The sequence below is a fragment of the Dictyoglomus sp. NZ13-RE01 genome, from assembly GCA_002878375.1.
Lineage (GTDB): Bacteria > Dictyoglomota > Dictyoglomia > Dictyoglomales > Dictyoglomaceae > NZ13-RE01.
This window is the reverse complement of record NIRF01000003.1, coordinates 57,310-76,741: the sequence shown is the minus strand read 5'-3', so window position 1 is coordinate 76,741 and position 19,432 is coordinate 57,310. Positions and strand designations below refer to the sequence as shown.

At 32.1% G+C, this 19,432-nt stretch carries 17 protein-coding genes, 1 tRNA gene and 2 pseudogenes; 17 read left to right on the top strand and 3 right to left on the bottom strand.

Annotated elements, in window-relative coordinates; genetic code table 11:
• The first annotated feature begins 8 nt into the window (after positions 1-8).
• The 7 genes from CBR30_03900 to CBR30_03870 all read left to right on the top strand — a co-directional run bounded on the left by CBR30_03900 (position 9) and on the right by CBR30_03870 (position 10,778).
• Positions 9-1,088, top strand: a complete 1,080-nt coding sequence (locus CBR30_03900; protein ID PMQ01821.1) for a type IV pili twitching motility protein PilT — start codon at positions 9-11, stop codon at positions 1,086-1,088.
• Positions 1,089-1,093: 5 nt separating this feature from the next.
• Complete coding sequence (locus CBR30_03895; protein ID PMQ01820.1) at positions 1,094-2,320, top strand: fimbrial protein FimO; 1,227 nt, start codon at positions 1,094-1,096, stop codon at positions 2,318-2,320.
• Positions 2,320-3,039, top strand: coding sequence for a flagellar biosynthesis protein FliA (locus CBR30_03890; GenBank protein ID PMQ01819.1), 720 nt, complete (start codon positions 2,320-2,322; stop codon positions 3,037-3,039). The genes CBR30_03895 and CBR30_03890 overlap by 1 nt, the downstream gene beginning before the upstream one ends.
• A 14-nt stretch (positions 3,040-3,053) precedes the next feature.
• Positions 3,054-5,222, top strand: coding sequence for a hypothetical protein (locus tag CBR30_03885; GenBank protein ID PMQ01818.1), 2,169 nt, complete (start codon positions 3,054-3,056; stop codon positions 5,220-5,222).
• Positions 5,223-5,261: 39 nt separating this feature from the next.
• On the top strand, positions 5,262-5,783 hold the full coding sequence (locus CBR30_03880) for a hypothetical protein (GenBank protein ID PMQ01817.1): 522 nt from the start codon (positions 5,262-5,264) through the stop codon (positions 5,781-5,783).
• 101 nt (positions 5,784-5,884) lie between these two features.
• On the top strand, positions 5,885-8,314 hold the full coding sequence (locus CBR30_03875; GenBank protein ID PMQ01816.1) for a N,N'-diacetylchitobiose phosphorylase: 2,430 nt from the start codon (positions 5,885-5,887) through the stop codon (positions 8,312-8,314).
• Positions 8,315-8,342: 28 nt separating this feature from the next.
• The gene (locus CBR30_03870) at positions 8,343-10,778 is read left to right on the top strand and encodes a glycosyl transferase (GenBank protein PMQ01815.1); all 2,436 of its coding nucleotides are present in this window, start codon (positions 8,343-8,345) and stop codon (positions 10,776-10,778) included.
• Positions 10,779-10,797: 19 nt separating this feature from the next.
• On the opposite strand, the gene CBR30_03865 is transcribed toward CBR30_03870, so the two are convergent.
• The gene (locus CBR30_03865; protein ID PMQ01814.1) at positions 10,798-11,955 is read right to left on the bottom strand and encodes an N-acylglucosamine 2-epimerase; all 1,158 of its coding nucleotides are present in this window, start codon (positions 11,953-11,955) and stop codon (positions 10,798-10,800) included.
• A 196-nt stretch (positions 11,956-12,151) separates the two neighbouring features.
• On the opposite strand from CBR30_03865, the gene CBR30_03860 reads away from it, so the two are divergent.
• The 3 genes and pseudogenes from CBR30_03860 (at position 12,152) to CBR30_03850 (ending at position 14,091) form a co-directional block, all read left to right on the top strand.
• On the top strand, positions 12,152-12,256 hold the full coding sequence (locus tag CBR30_03860) for a hypothetical protein (protein PMQ01885.1): 105 nt from the start codon (positions 12,152-12,154) through the stop codon (positions 12,254-12,256).
• Positions 12,257-12,412: 156 nt separating this feature from the next.
• Entirely contained in the window at positions 12,413-13,222 is an 810-nt protein-coding gene (locus CBR30_03855; GenBank protein PMQ01813.1) for a hypothetical protein, read from the top strand.
• Between the two features lie 9 nt (positions 13,223-13,231).
• Positions 13,232-14,091: pseudogene (locus CBR30_03850) on the top strand (inositol 2-dehydrogenase).
• Between the two features lie 5 nt (positions 14,092-14,096).
• Here CBR30_03850 and CBR30_03845 read toward each other — a convergent pair.
• A tRNA-Leu gene (locus tag CBR30_03845) sits at positions 14,097-14,184 on the bottom strand.
• Positions 14,185-14,527: 343 nt separating this feature from the next.
• A complete protein-coding gene (locus CBR30_03840) occupies positions 14,528-15,526 on the bottom strand; it encodes a nucleotide-diphospho-sugar transferase (GenBank protein PMQ01812.1) in 999 nt (332 codons plus the stop codon).
• A gap of 181 nt (positions 15,527-15,707) precedes the next feature.
• Between CBR30_03840 and CBR30_03835 the strand changes: the two genes are divergently transcribed.
• The 7 genes and pseudogenes from CBR30_03835 to CBR30_03805 all read left to right on the top strand — a co-directional run bounded on the left by CBR30_03835 (position 15,708) and on the right by CBR30_03805 (position 19,340).
• Positions 15,708-16,910: a group 1 glycosyl transferase gene (locus CBR30_03835; protein ID PMQ01811.1), complete on the top strand. Its 1,203-nt coding sequence runs from the start codon at positions 15,708-15,710 to the stop codon at positions 16,908-16,910.
• A 356-nt stretch (positions 16,911-17,266) separates the two neighbouring features.
• The gene (locus tag CBR30_03830; GenBank protein PMQ01810.1) at positions 17,267-17,509 is read left to right on the top strand and encodes a hypothetical protein; all 243 of its coding nucleotides are present in this window, start codon (positions 17,267-17,269) and stop codon (positions 17,507-17,509) included.
• Positions 17,510-17,589: 80 nt separating this feature from the next.
• A complete protein-coding gene (locus CBR30_03825; protein PMQ01809.1) occupies positions 17,590-17,787 on the top strand; it encodes a hypothetical protein in 198 nt (65 codons plus the stop codon).
• A gap of 42 nt (positions 17,788-17,829) precedes the next feature.
• Positions 17,830-18,021: pseudogene (locus tag CBR30_03820) on the top strand (hypothetical protein).
• 85 nt (positions 18,022-18,106) lie between these two features.
• A complete protein-coding gene (locus CBR30_03815) occupies positions 18,107-18,283 on the top strand; it encodes a hypothetical protein (GenBank protein PMQ01808.1) in 177 nt (58 codons plus the stop codon).
• Between the two features lie 209 nt (positions 18,284-18,492).
• Positions 18,493-18,876 carry a DNA polymerase subunit beta gene (locus CBR30_03810; GenBank protein PMQ01807.1) on the top strand — a complete coding sequence of 128 codons (384 nt, stop codon included), beginning with the start codon at positions 18,493-18,495 and terminating at the stop codon, positions 18,874-18,876.
• Positions 18,876-19,340: a hypothetical protein gene (locus CBR30_03805; GenBank protein PMQ01806.1), complete on the top strand. Its 465-nt coding sequence runs from the start codon at positions 18,876-18,878 to the stop codon at positions 19,338-19,340. Before CBR30_03810 ends, CBR30_03805 begins: the two co-directional genes overlap by 1 nt.
• Positions 19,341-19,432: the final 92 nt, after the last annotated feature.

Sequence of the window (19,432 nt, the reverse complement as noted above, 5' to 3'; positions counted from 1 at the left end):
ATAGGGTCATGAAAGAATTTACGATGGTAGATATTTTACAGGAAGCAATAAAAAGAGGGGCTTCTGATGTTCATATAACTACAGGAAGTCACCCGGTATTTAGAATAAAGGGAAATTTGATACCTCAGACCCAATACCCCGTTTTAACTCCGAAAGACACTATGAATTTAATCTTTAGCCTCCTTACGGAGGAAAATAAACAAAAACTGCAGGAAAATAAAGAGCTTGACTTTTCGGTAGGACTTGCCGGTTCTGGTAGATTTAGAGTGAATGCTTTTTGGCAAAGAAATAGTGTAGCTGCAGTCTTTAGGCTTATTCCTTGGACTATTCCCAGTTTCCAAGAACTGGGACTGCCCCCGATTTTAAAAGATTTAGCAAGTCTTCCAAGAGGATTAATTTTAGTTACTGGTCCTACGGGATCTGGAAAATCAACCACTCTTGCTGCCATGATTGATTATATCAATACCAATTTTAGTAAACATATTATTACTATAGAGGACCCTATTGAGTATTTGCATACTCACAAAAAGTCTATTGTGAATCAAAGAGAGGTAGGAGCGGACACTCGTTCTTTCGCAAATGCATTGAGATCAGCCTTAAGAGAAGATCCAGATGTTATATTAGTTGGAGAGATGAGGGATTTAGAGACTACTGCAATAGCCTTAACAGCAGCTGAAACTGGACACTTGGTTATGGCAACATTACACACTGTAGATGCTGTACAGAGTATTGAAAGAATAGTAGACCAATTTCCATCTCATCAACAGCAACAAATTAGACTTCAACTTTCTGGTGTAATTCAAGGGGTTATTTCCCAACAACTTTTACCCTCTCGAGATGGCGGAAGAAGAGTTGTTGCGGTAGAAATAATGATCGCAACTCCAGCCATCAGAAGTCTTATCCGAGAGGCAAAGACTCCTCAAATATATAATGTTATTCAAACTGGTGGAAAGTACGGAATGCAAACAATGGATCAGGCATTAGCTGAGCTTGTGAAAAAGAAACTTATTTCAGAGGAGGTTGCCTTAGAGAGAGCTATTAATCGAGAGGAGCTTATTAGACTTTTACAAGGCGAACCTCGGAGGTGATTTAAATGGCAAAGTCCTTCGAGTACAAAGCAAGGAGTATTAGGGGGGAGTTGATATCAGGAGAGATAGAGGCTGAAAGCATTAGAGAAGTAGCTAACAAACTTAGAGAAAGAGGATATTTTCCTGTAAGAATTGAAGAGAAAAAAAGAACAAGAAGTTTTCTTACTTTGAGCCTGGGAGGAGGAACTGCAAAGGGTAAAGTAAAGCTAAAGGATGTAGTAGTCTTTACAAGACAATTTGCCACTATGATAAACTCAGGAATATCCTTAGCAAACGCATTGAGAATCCTTGCGGAGCAGACAGAAAGCAAACCTCTAAGAAAAGTGGTTCAAGAGATTCAAAATTATGTCTCAGAAGGACTTCCCCTTTCAGAGGCATTAGAAAAATTTCCAAATGTTTTTTCAAATTTATATGTGAATATGGTGAGGGCAGCAGAAAGCTCAGGTACCTTAGATCAAACCCTTGAGAGATTAGCTACATCTTTGGAAAAACAGCAAGAGTTGAGAGGGAAAATAAAATCCGCAATGACTTATCCTGTTGCCATTTTAATATTCTCTTTGCTAATTACTGCAGCATTACTGATATTTTTGGTCCCAACTTTTGCTAATATGTTTGAGAGTCTTGGAGCACCACTTCCTCTTCCTACAGCCATCATCTTAAAATTAAGCAATGCAATTAGGAAAAATGCTCTATTGATTCTTCTAATAATTGTGGGACTTATTATGGGAGGATCAAGGGCAAGAAAGATACCTAAGGTTAAGGAAAAAATCGATGAGTTTATACTTAAAATACCTATTATAGGTTCTCTTGTTAGAAAGAATGCCATAGTTAATTTTTCAAGGGTACTTGCAACCCAAATAAAGACTGGAGTTCCTATTCTGCAAGCCTTGGAAATAGTATCTCAAACAGTAGGAAACTCTGTAATTTCTAATGCTATAAAAAAGTCCATAAGAAGTATTAGAGAAGGAGAAAGAATTGCTCCTACCTTAAAGAGCTTAAATGTTTTTCCTCCCATGGTAGTACATATGATATCTGTAGGTGAAGAGGCAGGAAATTTAGAAGTAATGTTAAATAAGATTGGAGACTTTTACGAAAAAGAAGTAGAAAATACAATAGAAAGCTTAACATCTCTTATTGAGCCATTTATGCTTATCTTTATTGGTGGTATTGCTGGTGGAATATTGATCTCTCTCTATCTACCTATATTTACCATGTTCCAATATATTAAGTAATGGATTTCCAAAGGATATTAGAGTATAAAAAAACAAAAGACCCTCGTATTCTTGAGGAGTTGGTACTTAATAATAGTAATCTTGTTTTCTATTGGGCAAATAAGTTTCTTAAAAGTGGAGAGCCGATTGAAGATTTAATTCAAGTTGGGTATATTGGATTGATAAAGGCTATAAAAAATTACGATCCTAAAAAGGGGCAGTTTTCTACTTACGCATCCTATTGTATTATGGGAGAAATCTCTCATTACCTAAGAGATAGAGGAAGCATTATAAAATTTCCAAAAACTATTAGAAAATTGTTTTTTGAAATGGAAAGCTATATTCAAGAAATTTTTCAAAAAGAAAATAGGGTTCCAAGCATTGAAGAAATATCTAAAAAATTAAATCTGAAAAAGGAATCTGTTGAAGAACTTATGAAATTGAGAGAAAACTTTTTTGTACAATCTGTTGATGATGAAGATTTTTATATAGATTGGACAAAAATTAGAAGTGAAAGATTGGAATCCTTTCAACTTCCAATAGAGGATAAAATACAATTGGAGATTGCAATAAATTCTCTTCCAGAAATTCAAAGAAAGATCATCTACTATATTTTTTATTATGATCTTACCCAATCTGAAGTTGCTAAGAAATTGCAGATTTCCCAAGCCCAAGTGTCTAAACTTCTAAAAATAGCTTTAAAAAAGCTTAAGGAAATTTTAACGAAGGAGATTTTTTAGCAGTAGGAAACTTTATGAAAAACACAATGAAAAAAACTATTGGATTTTTGACAGATAATATTTCCTCAGAATATCAAGAAAAAATCTGGAGAGGGGTAATTTCACAATCAAATAATCTGGGTGTAAAAATAATAACTTATCTGGGGAAAAGAGTTTTTGGAACTTATCATTTTGATATATTAAAAAGCAAGTTATATGACTTAGTTAGTAAGAAATATTTGGATGGGCTTATAATTCTTTCATCCGCTTTATCCTCTCATATTGGATATTCAGATACAATTGAGTTTTGTAAAAGATATAAAGATATTCCGTTGGTAAGTATAGGTACAGAAATAGAAGAAATTCCCAGTCTATTAGTTGATAATAGAGTGGGTATAGAGAAAGCAGTTGAACATCTTATTAAGACTCATAATTATAAAAGAATACTATTCCTTAGAGGACCAATTAATAATAGTGAAGCAGAGGAAAGATTCCAAGCTTATGTAGAATCTCTAAAAAAATACAACATCCCCTTTAACCCAGATTTAGTTTTGGTAGGTGATTTTGATAGAGACTTAGCTAAGAAGATAGTAAAAGATTTCATAATTGAACATTCAATTAACTTTGATGCAATATTAGCCTCTAATGATGCCATGGCTTTAGGAGCATGGGAAGCTTTAAGAGAATTAGGATATTATGTGCCTTTTGACACAGCTATTATTGGATTTGATGACATAAATGAATCAAAGGTAGTAACTCCATCTTTAACAACTATTAGACAACCCTTAGAGAATATTGGAAGAAAAGCCATAGAGCTTATTCTGGATTTAATAAACAAAAAGAATGTTCCCAATAAAATTACTTTTCCGGTTGAACTTGTTGTAAGAGAATCTTGTGGATGTAGACCTCAGCTCATATTGCTCTCTGAGAATGAAAAGGATTATTCAAAAGATTTTGAAGAAATTATTCAAAGAATTTATCAGGATTTAAAATTGGAAGAAAATTATAAGGGATTTGTGAGGTCTTTTGTAAAAAACTTTATAGATTCTATTGCTAATGGTAATCAAAGTTTTTTAGAGCATCTTTACAGAATAATACTAAAAGAAGAAATTCCCATAGATATTTTGCAAGAAATTTTGCTAACTATGAAAAAATATTTATCCCCTTATATTTACAAAAATGAACAAGCCTATGAACTTTATTTTAATAGCTATTTTCTGATATGCGAGAATTTAAATAGGAAAGAGGCATTATCAAAAATTAAGTTAGAAGATAGAGCATATATTATTAGTGAAGTAGAACAAATGCTTATATCAACCTTCGATATCCAAAAACTTGGAAATATACTTACTCAAGAATTGAAAAGATTAAATATACCAAGCTGTTATATAGCACTATATGAGAATGAAAATTATGCAAAAGTTATATATAGCTACGATAAAATTGATTTGGATATACACGAGCTTTATGAAAAGTTTCATTCAAAAAATCTTCTTCCTGGAAATATCCTGAATAAGAAAGAAAATTCTTTGATAGTAGAGCCCCTTTATTATGAAGATAAAGACATTGGTTACATTATATTTGAACTTGGTCCAGAATCTCCAAGTCTTTATGAGACTTTAAGGGCTCAAATAAGTGGAGCTATTTATGGGTCGATTCTTTTTGAGGAGACAAAAAGACTTGCAACTATCGATCCCCTTACAGGAGTATGGAATAGAAGATATTTAGAAGAAACCATAAGAAAGGAGACAGAAAGAGCCCGAAGATTTAACCATAATTTATCTCTTTTGGTTGTAGATGTAGATAATCTAAAACTTTTTAATGATACTTATGGTCACCTATTTGGTGATAAGGTAATTAAAAAGGTAGCAAGTATTTTAAAAGAGTCTTGTAGGAAAATAGATACTGTAGGAAGATATGGAGGAGACGAATTTGCAGTTATATTGCCGGAAACAGGTTTAAAGGGAGCCATCTCTTTTTCAGAAAGAGTATTGGGTATTTTAAAGGATACTTTTTTAATAACTCCCCAAGGGACAAAAATACCTCTAAGCATAAGCATAGGGATTGCAGTTTATCCTCATGATAGTAATGATCCTGATAAACTATTTTCCTTAGCGGATACTGCTATGTATAAGGCAAAATTGGCAGGAGGAAATAAATATGCTACTGTTTCCCAAGAAGTGGAAGAAAAGGGTATAACTTAATCTTTTGATGCTGTTTCAGGACTCTTATCCGCTATAGATATGAAGGACAAATATACTATAAAGCATTCGAACAAAGTAGCTGAAGTAGCAGTATTAATTGGGAAATCCTTAGGATTATCTGAAGAGCAATTAAAGGCTTTGGAATTAGCAGGAAAGTTGCATGATATAGGAAAGATAGGGATTCCAGATGAGATTTTGAAAAAACCGGGGCCATTGACTCCGGAAGAAAGAAAAATAATTGAAGAACACCCTCGTTTAGGATATTTAATACTTCAACAACTCCCAGCAATGCAAGAATTATTAAAAGCCATTTTATACCACCATGAAAGATATGATGGTAAAGGATATTTACAAGGATTAAAAGGGGAAGAAATACCACTTTTTGCTAGGATTCTTGCCGTTGCTGATGCATATTCTGCAATGAGGAGTGATAGACCATATAGAAAAGCATTATCAAAAGAAGAAGCAATTGAAGAAATAAAAAGAAATATGGGAAAGCAATTTGACCCTAAAATTGCGGAAAAATTGATAGAACTTTTAGAATCTGGTGCATTAGAATAATAACATCAACTTGCGCTATAGTTCATAGTATATTATACTATACACAATTTTAAGTTTCTATTTGAAATTATAAAATAATCAAAAAGTTGGGAGGAGAACTTATGAGATTTGGCTATTTTGACAATGATAAGAAGGAATATGTTATTGTGAGACCTGATACACCAAGAGAATGGGCAAATTATTTAGGTTCTCTTGAATATGGAGCAATAATAACGAATAATGCTCAAGGGTATAGTTTCGTTAAATCTGGGGCAGGGGGTAGGATTTTAAGGGGAAGATTTAATGTACCTCCAGCTACAGCCCCCGGACGTTATATCTATATAAAGGATTTAGATGATGGGGATTATTGGTCTGCCTCATGGCTTCCTGTTAAAAAGGATTTAACTCTATATGAAAGTATTTGTAGGCATGGCATTTTATACACCATAATCACCTCAAAATACAAGGAAATAGAAACAGAGACATTATTTTATGTACCTTTGAATGAGCTCTATGAGGTTTGGGCTTTGAAAATTAAAAATAATTCAAATAGCAAAAGGAGGTTGGCTTTATTTAGTTTTGCAGAGTTTACAAATGAGCCCAACGAAAACCAAGACCTGGTTAATATGCAATATACCCTTTTTATTTCACGAACATATTATAAAGATAACTTGATTATACAAACCATAAATGAAAATTATACAGAGGAAGGAAAGGAAATTAAGCGAGAGCCAGGGATTGAGGGGAGAAGATTTAATAGATTTTTTGGAGTGGTAGGGGAGAAAGTCTTATCTTTTGATGGTGATAGGGACGTGTTTATTGGAAGTTATAGGGATTACTCAAATCCAATAGCTGTAGAAAAAGGTAGATGCAGTAATAGTCTTAATTATGGGAAGAATAGTTGTTCCGCTATGCATGTAGAAGTAGAACTTTTGCCTGGTGAGGAAAAAAGAGTTATTTATCTCCTTGGAGATGGTGGAGAGGCAAAAGCCAGAAGAGTTATGGAGAAGTATAAGGATGTTAAGAGAGTTGATTATGAATTTGAAGAACTAAAAAAGTATTGGCACTCAAAAATTGAGAATTTCAAGGTTAAAACAAAGGATGAAGCTTTTAATACGATGGTCAATATTTGGAATGCATACCAGTGTTTTATAACCTTCTTCTGGTCTCGAGCTGCCTCCATGATATATGTAGGATTAAGAGATGGCTATGGTTACAGAGATACTGTTCAGGATATACAAGGTATAATGCATCTCGATCATGAGTCTGCTTTGAAAAGATTAAGAATTATGTTATCTGGTCAAACATCTTCTGGTGCAGCTCTTCCCCTTGTATTTTTTGATCATGAGCCAAAACCAAACTTAAATTTATCCTTAGAAAATCCAGAATATGTAAAGAGAACAGGATATACAGAATATAGATGTGATGATCATTTATGGCCTTTCTTTACTATAAGACAGTATCTAAGAGAAAGTGGAAATATTGCCTTCTTGGATGAGGTTATTCCATATTCTGATAAAGGGGAAGATACAGTTTATGAACATTTAAGAAGAGCTCTTAATTTTAGTCTTAGTAAATTGGGGAAGCACGGACTTACGTTGGGCTTAGATGCAGATTGGAATGATTGTTTGCGTCTTGGTGAAGAAGGAGAAAGTGTGTTTGCTTCTATGCAACTTTATTATGCTTTAAAGATTTTTGCGGAGTTTGCAGAATTGAAGAAGATTGATAAAGACAAAGAATGGGCAGAAAGGGAAGCTCAGAAACTATATGAGAATATACAAAAGTATGCATGGGATGGAGATAGGTTTGTAAGAGGTTTTATGGGAGATAAAGTTATTGGAAGTAAAGATAGTAAAGAGGCAAGCTTTTGGTTAAATACTCAATCATGGGCAGTATTAAGTGGAGTTGCTAAGGATGATCAGAAAAAGATAATTATGGATAATGTAGAGAAGATATTGAATACTGATTATGGCGCAATGATTATGTGGCCTCCCGTAACTAATTTTGGCTTACCTACCATGAGAATGATACTATTCTTGCCTGGCATGAAGGAAAATTCAGGAATATTTTGTCATACCCAAGGTTGGTTGGTTAGGGCGGAGACGCTTCTTGGTAATGGCAATAGAGCCTTTAAATATTATCAGGAGAACAATCCTGTAAATATGAATGATAAGGCGGAGATTAGAGAGGCAGAACCATATGTATTTTGTCAATTCGTAGAAGGTAAGGATAGTCCATTTGCTGGAAGGGCTCATGTGCATTGGCTAACAGGAACAGCATCCACAATGATGGTAGCAGCAGTTGAAGGAATTATTGGAGTTCAGCCTGATTATTTTGGATTGAGAATTGATCCTTGTATTCCTGAGGATTGGGAAGAATTTAGTGTAGAAAGAATATTTAGAGGGAAAAAGCTATTTATAAAAGTAGAAAATGTAGGTAGAGTGCAAAAGGGTGTTAAGAAGATAATTTTGAATGGAAAAGAGATAGAAGGGAATTACATTCCAATTGAAGAGCTAAAGGATGTTAATAATATTACTGTAATTATGGGCTAAAAAAAACAATACGGGGGAGGAGAAATTTATGAGATTTGGTTATTTTGATGATGAAAATAAAGAATATGTGATCACAACTCCACAAACTCCATATCCTTGGATTAATTATTTAGGGTGTGAAGATTTTTATTCCCTTATTTTTAATACTGCTGGGGGTTATTGTTTCTACAAGGATGCAAGATTACGTAGGATTATAAGATTTAGGTATAATAATGTTCCTATTGATAATGGTGGAAGATATTTCTATATTTGGGAGGATGGAGATTTTTGGAATCCTTCCTGGAAGCCTACAAAGAAGGATTTAGATTATTATGAATGTAGACATGGTTTAGGATATACAAAGATTAAGGGAGAAAAGAATGGATTAAGTGCAGAGATTCTATTTTTTGTTCCTCTTGGATATAATGCGGAGATTCATAGGTTAACTTTGGAAAACAAAACCCGCAAAAAAAGAAATATTAAACTTTTCTCTTTTATAGAGTGGTGTTTATGGAATGCATGGGATGATCAAACAAACTTCCAAAGAAACTTCTCTACTGGTGAGGTGGAGGTTGAAGGGTCAGTTATTTATCATAAAACAGAATATAGAGAAAGAAGAAATCATTATGCCTTTTATTCTGTAAATGTTCCTATTAATGGATTTGATACCGATAGAGATACTTTTATAGGTTTATATAATGGTTTTGAAGCACCGAGGGCTGTTTTAGAAGGAAGAGCCTATAATTCGTTAGCAGAAGGTTGGGCTCCTATTGCGTCTCACTATCTGGAAGTATCTTTAGAGCCTGGAGAGGTTAGAGATTTTGTATTTGTTTTGGGATATGTAGAAAATCCACCGGAAGAAAAATGGGAAGGTAAAAATATAATAAACAAAAAGAGAGCAAAAGAAATTATAAATAGTTTTAGTACAGTAAAGGATGTAGAAATAGCCTTTGAAAATCTCAAAAGTTATTGGAATAACCTTTTGTCAAAGTATCAACTAAATCATGAGGATGAGATACTAAGTAGAATGGTTAATATATGGAACCAATATCAATGTATGGTTACCTTTAACTTATCAAGAAGTGCCTCCTATTTTGAATCTGGCATAAGTAGGGGAATTGGATTTAGAGATTCTAACCAAGATATTTTAGGTTATGTTCATATGGTGCCAGATAGAGCAAGACAAAGAATATTGGATCTTGCTGCTACAATGTTTGAAGATGGAGGAGCCTATCATCAGTTCCAGCCTCTAACAAAAAAAGGAAATAATGAGATAGGTGGAAACTTTAATGATGATCCTTTATGGATCATTCTTTCAACCTCTGCATATATAAAAGAAACTGGAGATTGGTCCATACTAAATGAGGTAATTCCTTTTAATAATGATGAAAATATTAAAGGAACATTATTTGAGCATTTAAAAAGAGCCTACCATCATGTTACAAATAATTTAGGACCCCATGGTCTTCCATTAATTGGGAGGGCGGATTGGAACGACTGTTTAAACTTAAACGCCTTCTCTACAAATCCTGATGAGTCTTTCCAAACTACCACAAATAAGGATGGAAAAACCGCTGAATCTATTTTTATTGCAGGTCTGTTTGTATATGTAACTCCAGATTATATAAGGTTGTGTGAAAAGATGGGGGATATGGAGGAAGCGGAATTTGCTAAAAAGGCAAGTAAAGAAATGGTAGATAGAATATTGAAATATGGTTGGGATGGAGAATGGTTCCTTAGGGCATACGATGACTTTGGAAGAAAGGTTGGAAGCAAAGAGTGTGAAGAAGGAAAAATATTTATAGAACCGCAAGGAATATGTACGATGGCAGGGATAGGAGTGGATGACGGCAAGGCAAAACTTGCTCTTGATTCATGTATTAAATATTTAGATACGAAGTATGGCATGGTTTTGCAACAGCCTGCCTATTCCAGATACTATGTAGAACTTGGAGAAATATCTTCTTATCCACCAGGATATAAAGAAAATGCAGGTATTTTCTGCCATAATAATCCTTGGGTTGCAGCCGGTGAGACTGTTATTGGAAGAGGAGATAGAGCCTTTGAGGTTTACAGAAAAATAACTCCTGCATATTTTGAAGAAGAAAGTGAAATTCACAAGGTAGAACCTTATGTATATTGCCAGATGGTAGCTGGAAAGGATGCAAAAAGACATGGTGAGGGGAAAAATTCCTGGCTTACAGGAACAGCATCCTGGGCTTTTACTGTCATATCCCAATGGATATTAGGTATAAAACCAGATTTTGATGGTCTAAGAATAGATCCATGTATACCAAAAGATTGGGATGGGTACGAGATTCTTAGAGAATTTCGAGGAGCAAAATATAAAATAGTTGTAAAAAATCCTAATCATGTGTCTAAGGGAGTTAGAAAAATTTTAGTTGATGGAAAAGAAATAGATGGAAATTTAATTCCTGTTTTCTCAGATGGAAAAATTCATGAGGTTTATGTGGAACTTGGATAATTCATAAGTTGGGAGAAGATTATATTCTTCTCCCAACTTCTATACACATTCTACCATTATGATAAGGGCACTTCCAGGGCTCAACAATAGGTAGCTTTACAGGTTTTAAATGTTCATCTAATCTTGAAAACCATTCACTATTTTCCCTTTTATCTACTAAGTTGTTTTTTATGAAATCCCATAAATTAGTTACAGCCTTTAAAAACTTTTGATCCTTGGTTTTATTATAGGCGTTTAAAAATCCAACCAGTGCCTCCGCTTGTACCCACCACACTCTTGATTTATCAATCTTGTCTCCTGCTTTTTCATTAATAAGACTGGATTTTTCAAACCCCTCTTTTAATACTGTTTCTGCTATCTTTATATTCATTTCATCTATATCACTTCTCATCTCTCCAATAGTCTCTAAGGCTAAATCCAAAAGCCATGTACCTTCTATATCGTGTCCATAGGAGATTGCAGGTATCTGAGGTGTCCAATTACTATCTAAGAAGACCTCAAAATGGTTACTCTCAAAATTATAAATCTTATCCTTAAATAAATTTATAATATTTATGAGTCTTTCTTTAAGAAATGGATCCTTCCACACTTTGTATAGATTTGTATAGGCTTCTAATATATGTAATAAAGAATTCATACTTCTTATAGGTTTTACATTATACTCTCCTAAAATAATATTTTCTTTTTTAGTCCAATCCCTTTCGAACTCTTCCCAATATGCATAATCATCCCTACATTTATTCTCCAAAATCTCAAAAAGCTTAATGGCAAGATCTAAGGCTTTACTATCTTTTACTGCTGAATAATACTCAGAGAGAGCATATATGCCAAAAGCCTGTGCATAAACATGCTTCCTTGTATCCAATGAACTACCATCATGATTTACCATCCAAAACAAACCCTCTTTTTCTTTATCCCATATATGATTAATAACGAATTCATAGGCATGCTCTGCATATTCTAATAAAGATTCATCTTTTTTGAAATTATAAGCGGATGAGAAAAACCAAAGAATTCTTGTTTGGAGAACACAACTCTTAGGGGCATATGGATATCTATTGAGGTCAAAATCAACAAAACCTATAAATCCTCCATATTTTTTATCGATTAAGCTTTCCCAGAAAGGAATAATTTTGTTATTTAAATGCTCAATTACCTCTCTTTTTAGCTCCTCCATAACAAAATACTCCTAAAAATTTCTGTTTTTCTATTTTATCATGGAAAATGAGCTACTAAAACTCTTTTTTAATTTGAAATATCGCTACAAAAAAAGATAATTATAATATTACTTAACTAAATAAAACAAAATAAAGTGTTGAGGGGAAAAATATGAAAAGGAAGGTAACAATAGAAGATATTGCAGGAGAGAGGAGATTGCAGGACTTCTTGGAGATAATGGGGTAGGAAAATCAACACTTATAAAGATTTTGGTAATATATGAAAGGGCGAAGGATTTCAGTTATTTTTATTACTCATAATATTTATCGTGTTTATGTGGTTACTTATAGGTTTGTAATGTTAAAAAAAGTAATTAAAGTTGGAGATTTTGAAAAGAAGTAGGTAAATTCTCAGGAAATTATGAGTATAGTATGATTGCAAAAGCTGGTGGAGTAATAGTATAGGAGGTTTGAAATATGAAATTTTCTATAGTAATTACAACTAAAGATACTGAATTTAATACATTGACTTACAAAGGAAATCTATTAGAGGGAATAAAAATTGCTAAAAAGTTGGGATATTCTGCTGTAGAATTGGCAATTAGAGATCCAAAAATAATTGATTATGATGAGATCTTAAATGTTTTAAAAGAAGAGAATATTGAGATATCTGCTATTGGAACAGGTAGAGCCTTTACAGAAGAAGGTTTATCTTTAAGTAGTCTTGATGCTGAGATAAGAAATAGGGCTATAGAAAGGATAAAAGAAGATATAAATTTTGCAAAATTTTTTAACTCTTTTGTAATAATTGGACTAATAAGGGGAAAACCTGAAAACAAAGAGTTAGCTTTGAAAATTTTAAAGGATAGTGTAAAAGAATGTGGTGAATACGCTCAAAGTTTAGGAGTTAAGATCTTGATAGAACCTATAAATTCTTTAAATACCACCCTTCTTAATAAATTTTCCGAGGCTTACGAGTTTATAGAAGATTTAGGTTTGGATAATTTGGGGATTCTTGCAGATACATATCATATGAATAAAGAAGAAGAAAGTATTTATGAGACTATTTTAAAATATAGAGATAAAATTTGGTATGTTCATGTTGCAGATGATAATAGAGGAATTCCAGGTACAGGAAATTTAGATTTTTCAGAAGTTTTTAAAGCTCTAAGAGAAATAAATTATAATGGATTTGTATCATTAGAATGTGTATCTAATTTAAGTATAGAGGAAACAGTAAAAAGGAATCTTGATTTTTTGAAAAAATTTTTAAGGAAGGAATCTTAGATATAGAAAATTGGAGTTGCCCTTTTAGGGGCAGGAAGGATAGAACAGGAGCTTGCTAAAAATCTTAGTTGTCTTTCACATGTAAAAGTAGTTGTTGTGGAAGATACTATAATAGAATCCGCAAAGAAAGCACAATTTTTAGCAAAAGCAGAAAAAGATTCTGGTGATCCTGAATCTGCTATTTTAGATCCTAATGTGGAAGCAGTGATAATTGTAATGCCAACAAACACCCATGCTCACTATATAAAATTATCTGCAAAGAACAAAAGGGCAATTTTTTGTGAAAAACCAGTAGCATTAAATCTTTTTGAAACTGAAGAGGCATTAAAAGTTGTTGAAGAAATGAATGTTCCTTTCCAAATTGGTTTTTAGAGAATATTTGATCCTTCTTATTCAAAAGCTAAGGAATTAATTGAAGAGGGAAGGTTAGAACAATTTTCAAGTCTGACAAGAGATCCAGCTCCTTCTATTGAATATTTAAAGGTTTCTTAGGGTGTCTTTGTGGATATGGCAATACATGATTTTGATGTAGCAAGGTTTTTTATGGGAGAAATCGAAGAGGTAATGGTGTGGGGTAATGTTTTAAATTAATACGAGAATTGGGGAATTAGAAGATGTAGATACGGCAGTAATCTTATTGAGATTTAAAAATGGAGCTTTAGGGGTAATTGAAAACTCAAGAAGAGCGGTATATGGCTATGATATAAGGGCAGAAATTCATGGGGAAAGAAGCATTCTTTAAAGCGATTTTTGAAGGAAAAAAACCCTCTCTAGGATCAAGAGATGCTATAGAGTCTTTAAAAGTTTCATTAGCTGCCAAGAAAGGTTATGTAGAGAAAAGACCAGTAAGAATAGAGGAAATAAAATAGAAGATTGGTGCGGATGGGGGGATTTGAACCCCCACGGGGAGTTTACCCCACAAGATCCTGAGTCTTGCGCGTCTGCCATTCCGCCACATCCGCATAAAATAACTCTAAGTTATATTTTAGTTTTCAATTTTAGAGATTGTCAATGTTGAAATAAATTAGATATCAATATATGATAAAAACAATGGTATATTTTGATTATTTGAGGTGAACAGATGAAGGGAGTAATACTAGCAGGAGGTACAGGAAAAAAGTATCAATATCTATCATTCTCATCCTAATATCTTATTATTTTAGCTTATTCCTTGTTCTTGTGAGGTTTTTACTGTTTTTAGTGAAATGTTCACATCGATCAGAAACCTGTTTTTCATGAGTGTGTAATATAAGCCAATGAATCTACTCTGAAACTAACCAAGTTGCATATCTGATTATTTTCAGATTACCTTTTTAATTTTAATTTTAGATATTTATAACCTCTATAAATACTTGTAAACACGGGCAAAAAAGTTTTTCTAGTAAATGCATTAGAATCCAGGAAATTTCTAAATTTATATCTTAAAATAGTTCTTAAATTCATTTCAAAATGAATAGTTTCTACTAAATTATCATACTCTTCACATGTTTTAATCTCTTGAGGGTGTATTAATGGAAATTCAATTTCATCAAGATTTAGAAGCTTTATATGTTTTGGGATTTCCCATTTAGTACTTGATGCATCTTCTCTATAACCAATATTTAAAATAAGATTCTTTTTGGGAACAATTGTCAATAAATTCCTTTTTAAAATTTGATATGTAAACTGGACATCCCATGCCAGAGAAGGATTTCTATGAATTTGGTCAAAAACTAATTCCCAGTAAAGTTTGACTAATCTATTACCCCGTGAAATTTTGCTTAAAAAGTTAGATTTTTTAACTTGCGGCCAATCTATAGTATACATATCTTGATATTCCCATCTATCTCTCCACGTAGCCCATCCCCATTTTAAATCGTATTTAGAGAAAAAATAACTATATAGATAGTTTTCTCTAGGAAAAGGATTAAATCCTTGTATAACTCCAACTTTTTTATTATTTTTGTATAAATCTAATAATTCATTACAAAATTCGAAAAAACTTATAGAGGGTAAACAATCATCTTCAAGAATAATCCCAGACTCCTCTTCAGAAAAAAACCAAGTAATAGCGTCATTTGGACCAAAACCTACTCCTAAGTTCTTTTCTCTAAATTTTGTTTTTATTTCACAACTCCAGTCAATATTTTTCATTATGAATTCTCGAACCTGTAAAACTTTGAGTTTTTCGGATTCGTTTCTTGGTCCATCTGAAGCAATATATAATTTTGGAGGTTTAATTTTTCTAATTTGGTCAAAAACCTTCTTTGTAGTATCTAATCTATTAAAGACAATAAATAGTATAGGTTTATTAAATTGATTCATTTAAACTTTCTCCTTAATAATTTTAAAGACATAGTTTTTTATATTAAAATACAATATCTTACATAATCAGTAAATAGTTATTTAGTAGAATAGCTCTATATTTTGATATAAAATAATTTAAAAAAAACATAATTATTAATAAGCTAAGTGAGAAAAGAAAATTAGAAAAGGTGAGGTTGATATGAAAATTCTTTTTATCAATGTTCTTTATGAGCCATTCATAGGTGGTGGAGCTGAAATTGTTTTAAAAAATTTAGTGGAAGGTGCGTTTTATATGGGGCATGAAGTAAAAGTTTTGAGTTTTTGGGATAAAAATGATAAGGAGGAAATTATAAATGGGATTCCAGTTTATAGAGCTAAAATTCCTAATATATATTTACCTTATGGAAAAATTAGACAACCTTTATTAAAGCGAAGATTATGGCATATTCTAGATGTTTATAATCCTATAGCTAAAAAAATTATACTAAAACAAGTTAGAGATTTTAAACCTGATATTTTATCAATTCATAATACTCAAGGTTGGTCTAGTTCTATATGGTATGCTATAAGCGATTCTAATGTGCCAGCTATTCAAGTTCTTCATGATCTATATCTCCTATGTCCAGCAAACATGTTTAAAAATAATGTTGTATGTGTAAATCAATGTTTAACTTGTAAACTAATGAGATTTCCTTATAAATTAAAATCTAATAACCTTAAAGCAGTTGTTGGAGTTAGCAATTTTATTCTCAGTAAATATTTAAGTTACGGATATTTTAAAGAAGTGCCTATCAAGAAAGTAATATATAACTCTCTTAAACTTAGTGATTTTATAGTTGAAAAAAAATTGGACCCTAAATATATAAATTTGGGTTTTATTGGAACTTTGGCTCCAAATAAGGGTATAGAGGTTTTATTGAAAGCTTATCATAAAGTTAAAAAGCCAAACTATAGATTATTTGTAGCAGGTTCTGGCAAGCAGGATTATGAGGAGTATTTAAAATCAAAATATGGTGATGATTCGATAAATTTTATGGGAAGGGTTGAACCTAAAAGCTTTTTTGAGAAAGTAGATGTTACAATTGTCCCAAGTATTTGTTATGAAACCTTTGGAATGGTTGTCATAGAATCATTTGCCTTTGGTGTACCTGTAATTGGAAGTGATATAGGTGGCATACCTGAGATGATTATTAATGGAGTAAATGGTATTCTTTTTGACCCTTATAAAGAAGGAGATTTAGAAGAAAAATTGCTAAGGTTTGAAGCTGGTATTTTAGAATGGAGGAATAAATCTGATATTATAAGACAAAGTGCTCGAAAATTTTTAGATTATGAAGGATGGTTAACTCAGTGGGAAGATTTATATAGGTTAATACTATCTAAAAACAAAACTTGGATTTAGTATAGCCACCTCTGAATCTGATATTACAAAATATGTAACCATTAAAACTTTGATAATCATGATAGTCTTGTTGTTATTTGTTTGATATCATAAAAACTTAATCTGAAATTACCTAAGCTGTATACCTAAATGCTCATCTTATATCTTCCTCTTCTAATCCAGAATATGCAGAAAGTATTTCTTGAATGGATTTACCACTTGATAGCATTTTTCAGAGTGACACTTACAGTAATTCTCATCCCTCGAATTGTAGGTTGTCCTAAACAAATTCAACATTTCACTGCTTTTCTGTAAAGAAAGATAAAATTTTGTTATACTTTTTCTAAAAAATTTTATTTTGGTTAAAGGGAGAAAATATGATCACGACTAAGGATTTAGCAAGTAAATTGATAAATTACATGTATAATAAAATTTCTATAGAGGAATTGGTAAATTGGGCAGAGAAAGCTTTTATGGAAGAAGAATTTGAAGAAGAGCATTTTGATACGATAAGGGATATATTAGCTTATATTGGACTTTCTGACATTATTGATTTTCATCTTACATGGGAAGATTGTAAAAAATTCTTAGAAAAGCTCGAGTATTGTGGTAACATATAGTGACGAGTGATGAGTTATGGGTAAATGGTAATCAGTGATTGTAGCTTTTTATAATTTTTATTCAGAAAGGAGAGATAGTTATAAGAAAGATTAAGTATAGTAAAGATGTTGATATACTTTTAATTGAGCTATCTAATAAACCTATAGATTATACGAAAGAAGAAGGACAGTTGATAATTCATTTCTCTAAAGAAGGAGAACCTGTTCTTATAGAAATATCAGACGCTAAAGATTTTATAATAAATTCTCTTTTGAGTTTATTAAAAGAAGAGTTATAATTCCATAGTAAACTGATTGGGATAAATAAGGGAGGCTAATTTATGGATAAGTCATCGCTGGTATTTACAGGTATATTAATAAAAGAGGAAGAAGGGTATAGTGCCTTATGTCTTGAAGTTGACGTAGCTTCCCAAGGAGAAACTCTTGAAGAGGCGAAGAAAAACCTTATGGAAGCAGTTACCCTTTATTTAGAGAGTGCTATAGAAAGTAATTTGCCTATTATAAGACCTGTTCCAGAGGAAGAGAATCCTCTAAGAGTAGATCCTGCGAGAGTTGTAGAAGTATTTAAGATAAATATTGATCTTCAAATCAAAGCTTATGTCTAAACTGCCTATTTTGAAATCCAAGGATGTAGTTAAGGCTTTAGAGAGACTGGGATTTGTGATAATTAGGAGTAAAGGAAGCCATTTACAACTTAAAAGAGGGAATATATTAGTAACTGTACCGATTCACACTTTTCTACTTGACAAAAATAGTATAAATTTTAAATTCTAATAGAAATTTTGTAGGAGGTAGAAAATTGTAAAAATTTATTCAAATAAAAGAAAGTGTTTCCATTGAAGATTTAATTGAAGAAGCAAGAAGAAACTCTTTATAGAAATAGATCTTTAATTCCTTCTTATTAAAATATTTTGCTTTTATTTAATATATCTATTAAAATGTTGTTCAGAATTAATGAAAAAATAACTTAAAAGAGGATACATATGTCAAGAACTTTTAGGGATTTAAGTGAGGAAGAAATAAAGAAGTATCGTGAGGCTTTAGTAAAAAGAGAAAAAGAAAGAAAAAAAGCTGTTGAGAGAAGATTTCATAAGGCGTGGGATTTAGTAAGAAAGATGTCTAAAATTCTTCATGAAAAATATCATGCAAAAGAGGTAATAGTTTTTGGATCTATGATAGATCTATCCTGTTTTAATGAATGGTCTGATATTGATATAGCCATAGTAGGAATTCCTGATGATTTATACTTTAAAGCAGTAGCAGAGATTTTATCAATGAGTGAAGATTTTGATATAGATATTGTAGATGTTGAGAGTTGCAGTGAAAGTTTAAAAAAAGTAATTATGGAGAAGGGAATTAGAATTTAATGGAAAAGTTTTTAGCTTTAGTAAGTAGAATAAAGTATGAGATTTCAGAGCTTCAAATTGTTGTAAAAAGGGTTCACAAAGCTTGGAATCTTTTTAAAGAGAGTGGAGATCCTATTTATATTGATAGTGTCGCTCTTAACTTACATAATTTTTATAGTGGAGTGGAAAGGATATTTGAATTAGTAGCTGAAGATATAGATGATCTGAAGCCCAAAAGTTCTCAGTGGCACAAAGATTTATTGAAACAAATGTCTTTAGAAATTCCTAATGTGAGACCAGCTGTTATATCCTTAGAACTTAGAGAGGTTCTTGATGAATATAGAGCATTTAGGCATTTGGTAAGAAATGTTTATTCATATCAGTTGAATACAGACAAAATGAGAAATCTGATAGAAAATTTAGATAAGGTGTATTATAAATTAGTAGAAGAGCTAGATGTCTTTTGTAAATTTTTGGAAGGATGAATTCTCTTAGTTTATCAATGAGGCACTTGGTATGGATATAGGTAACACCCTTAAGAAATATAGATAAATTTTTAGTAAATAAGCCATAAATG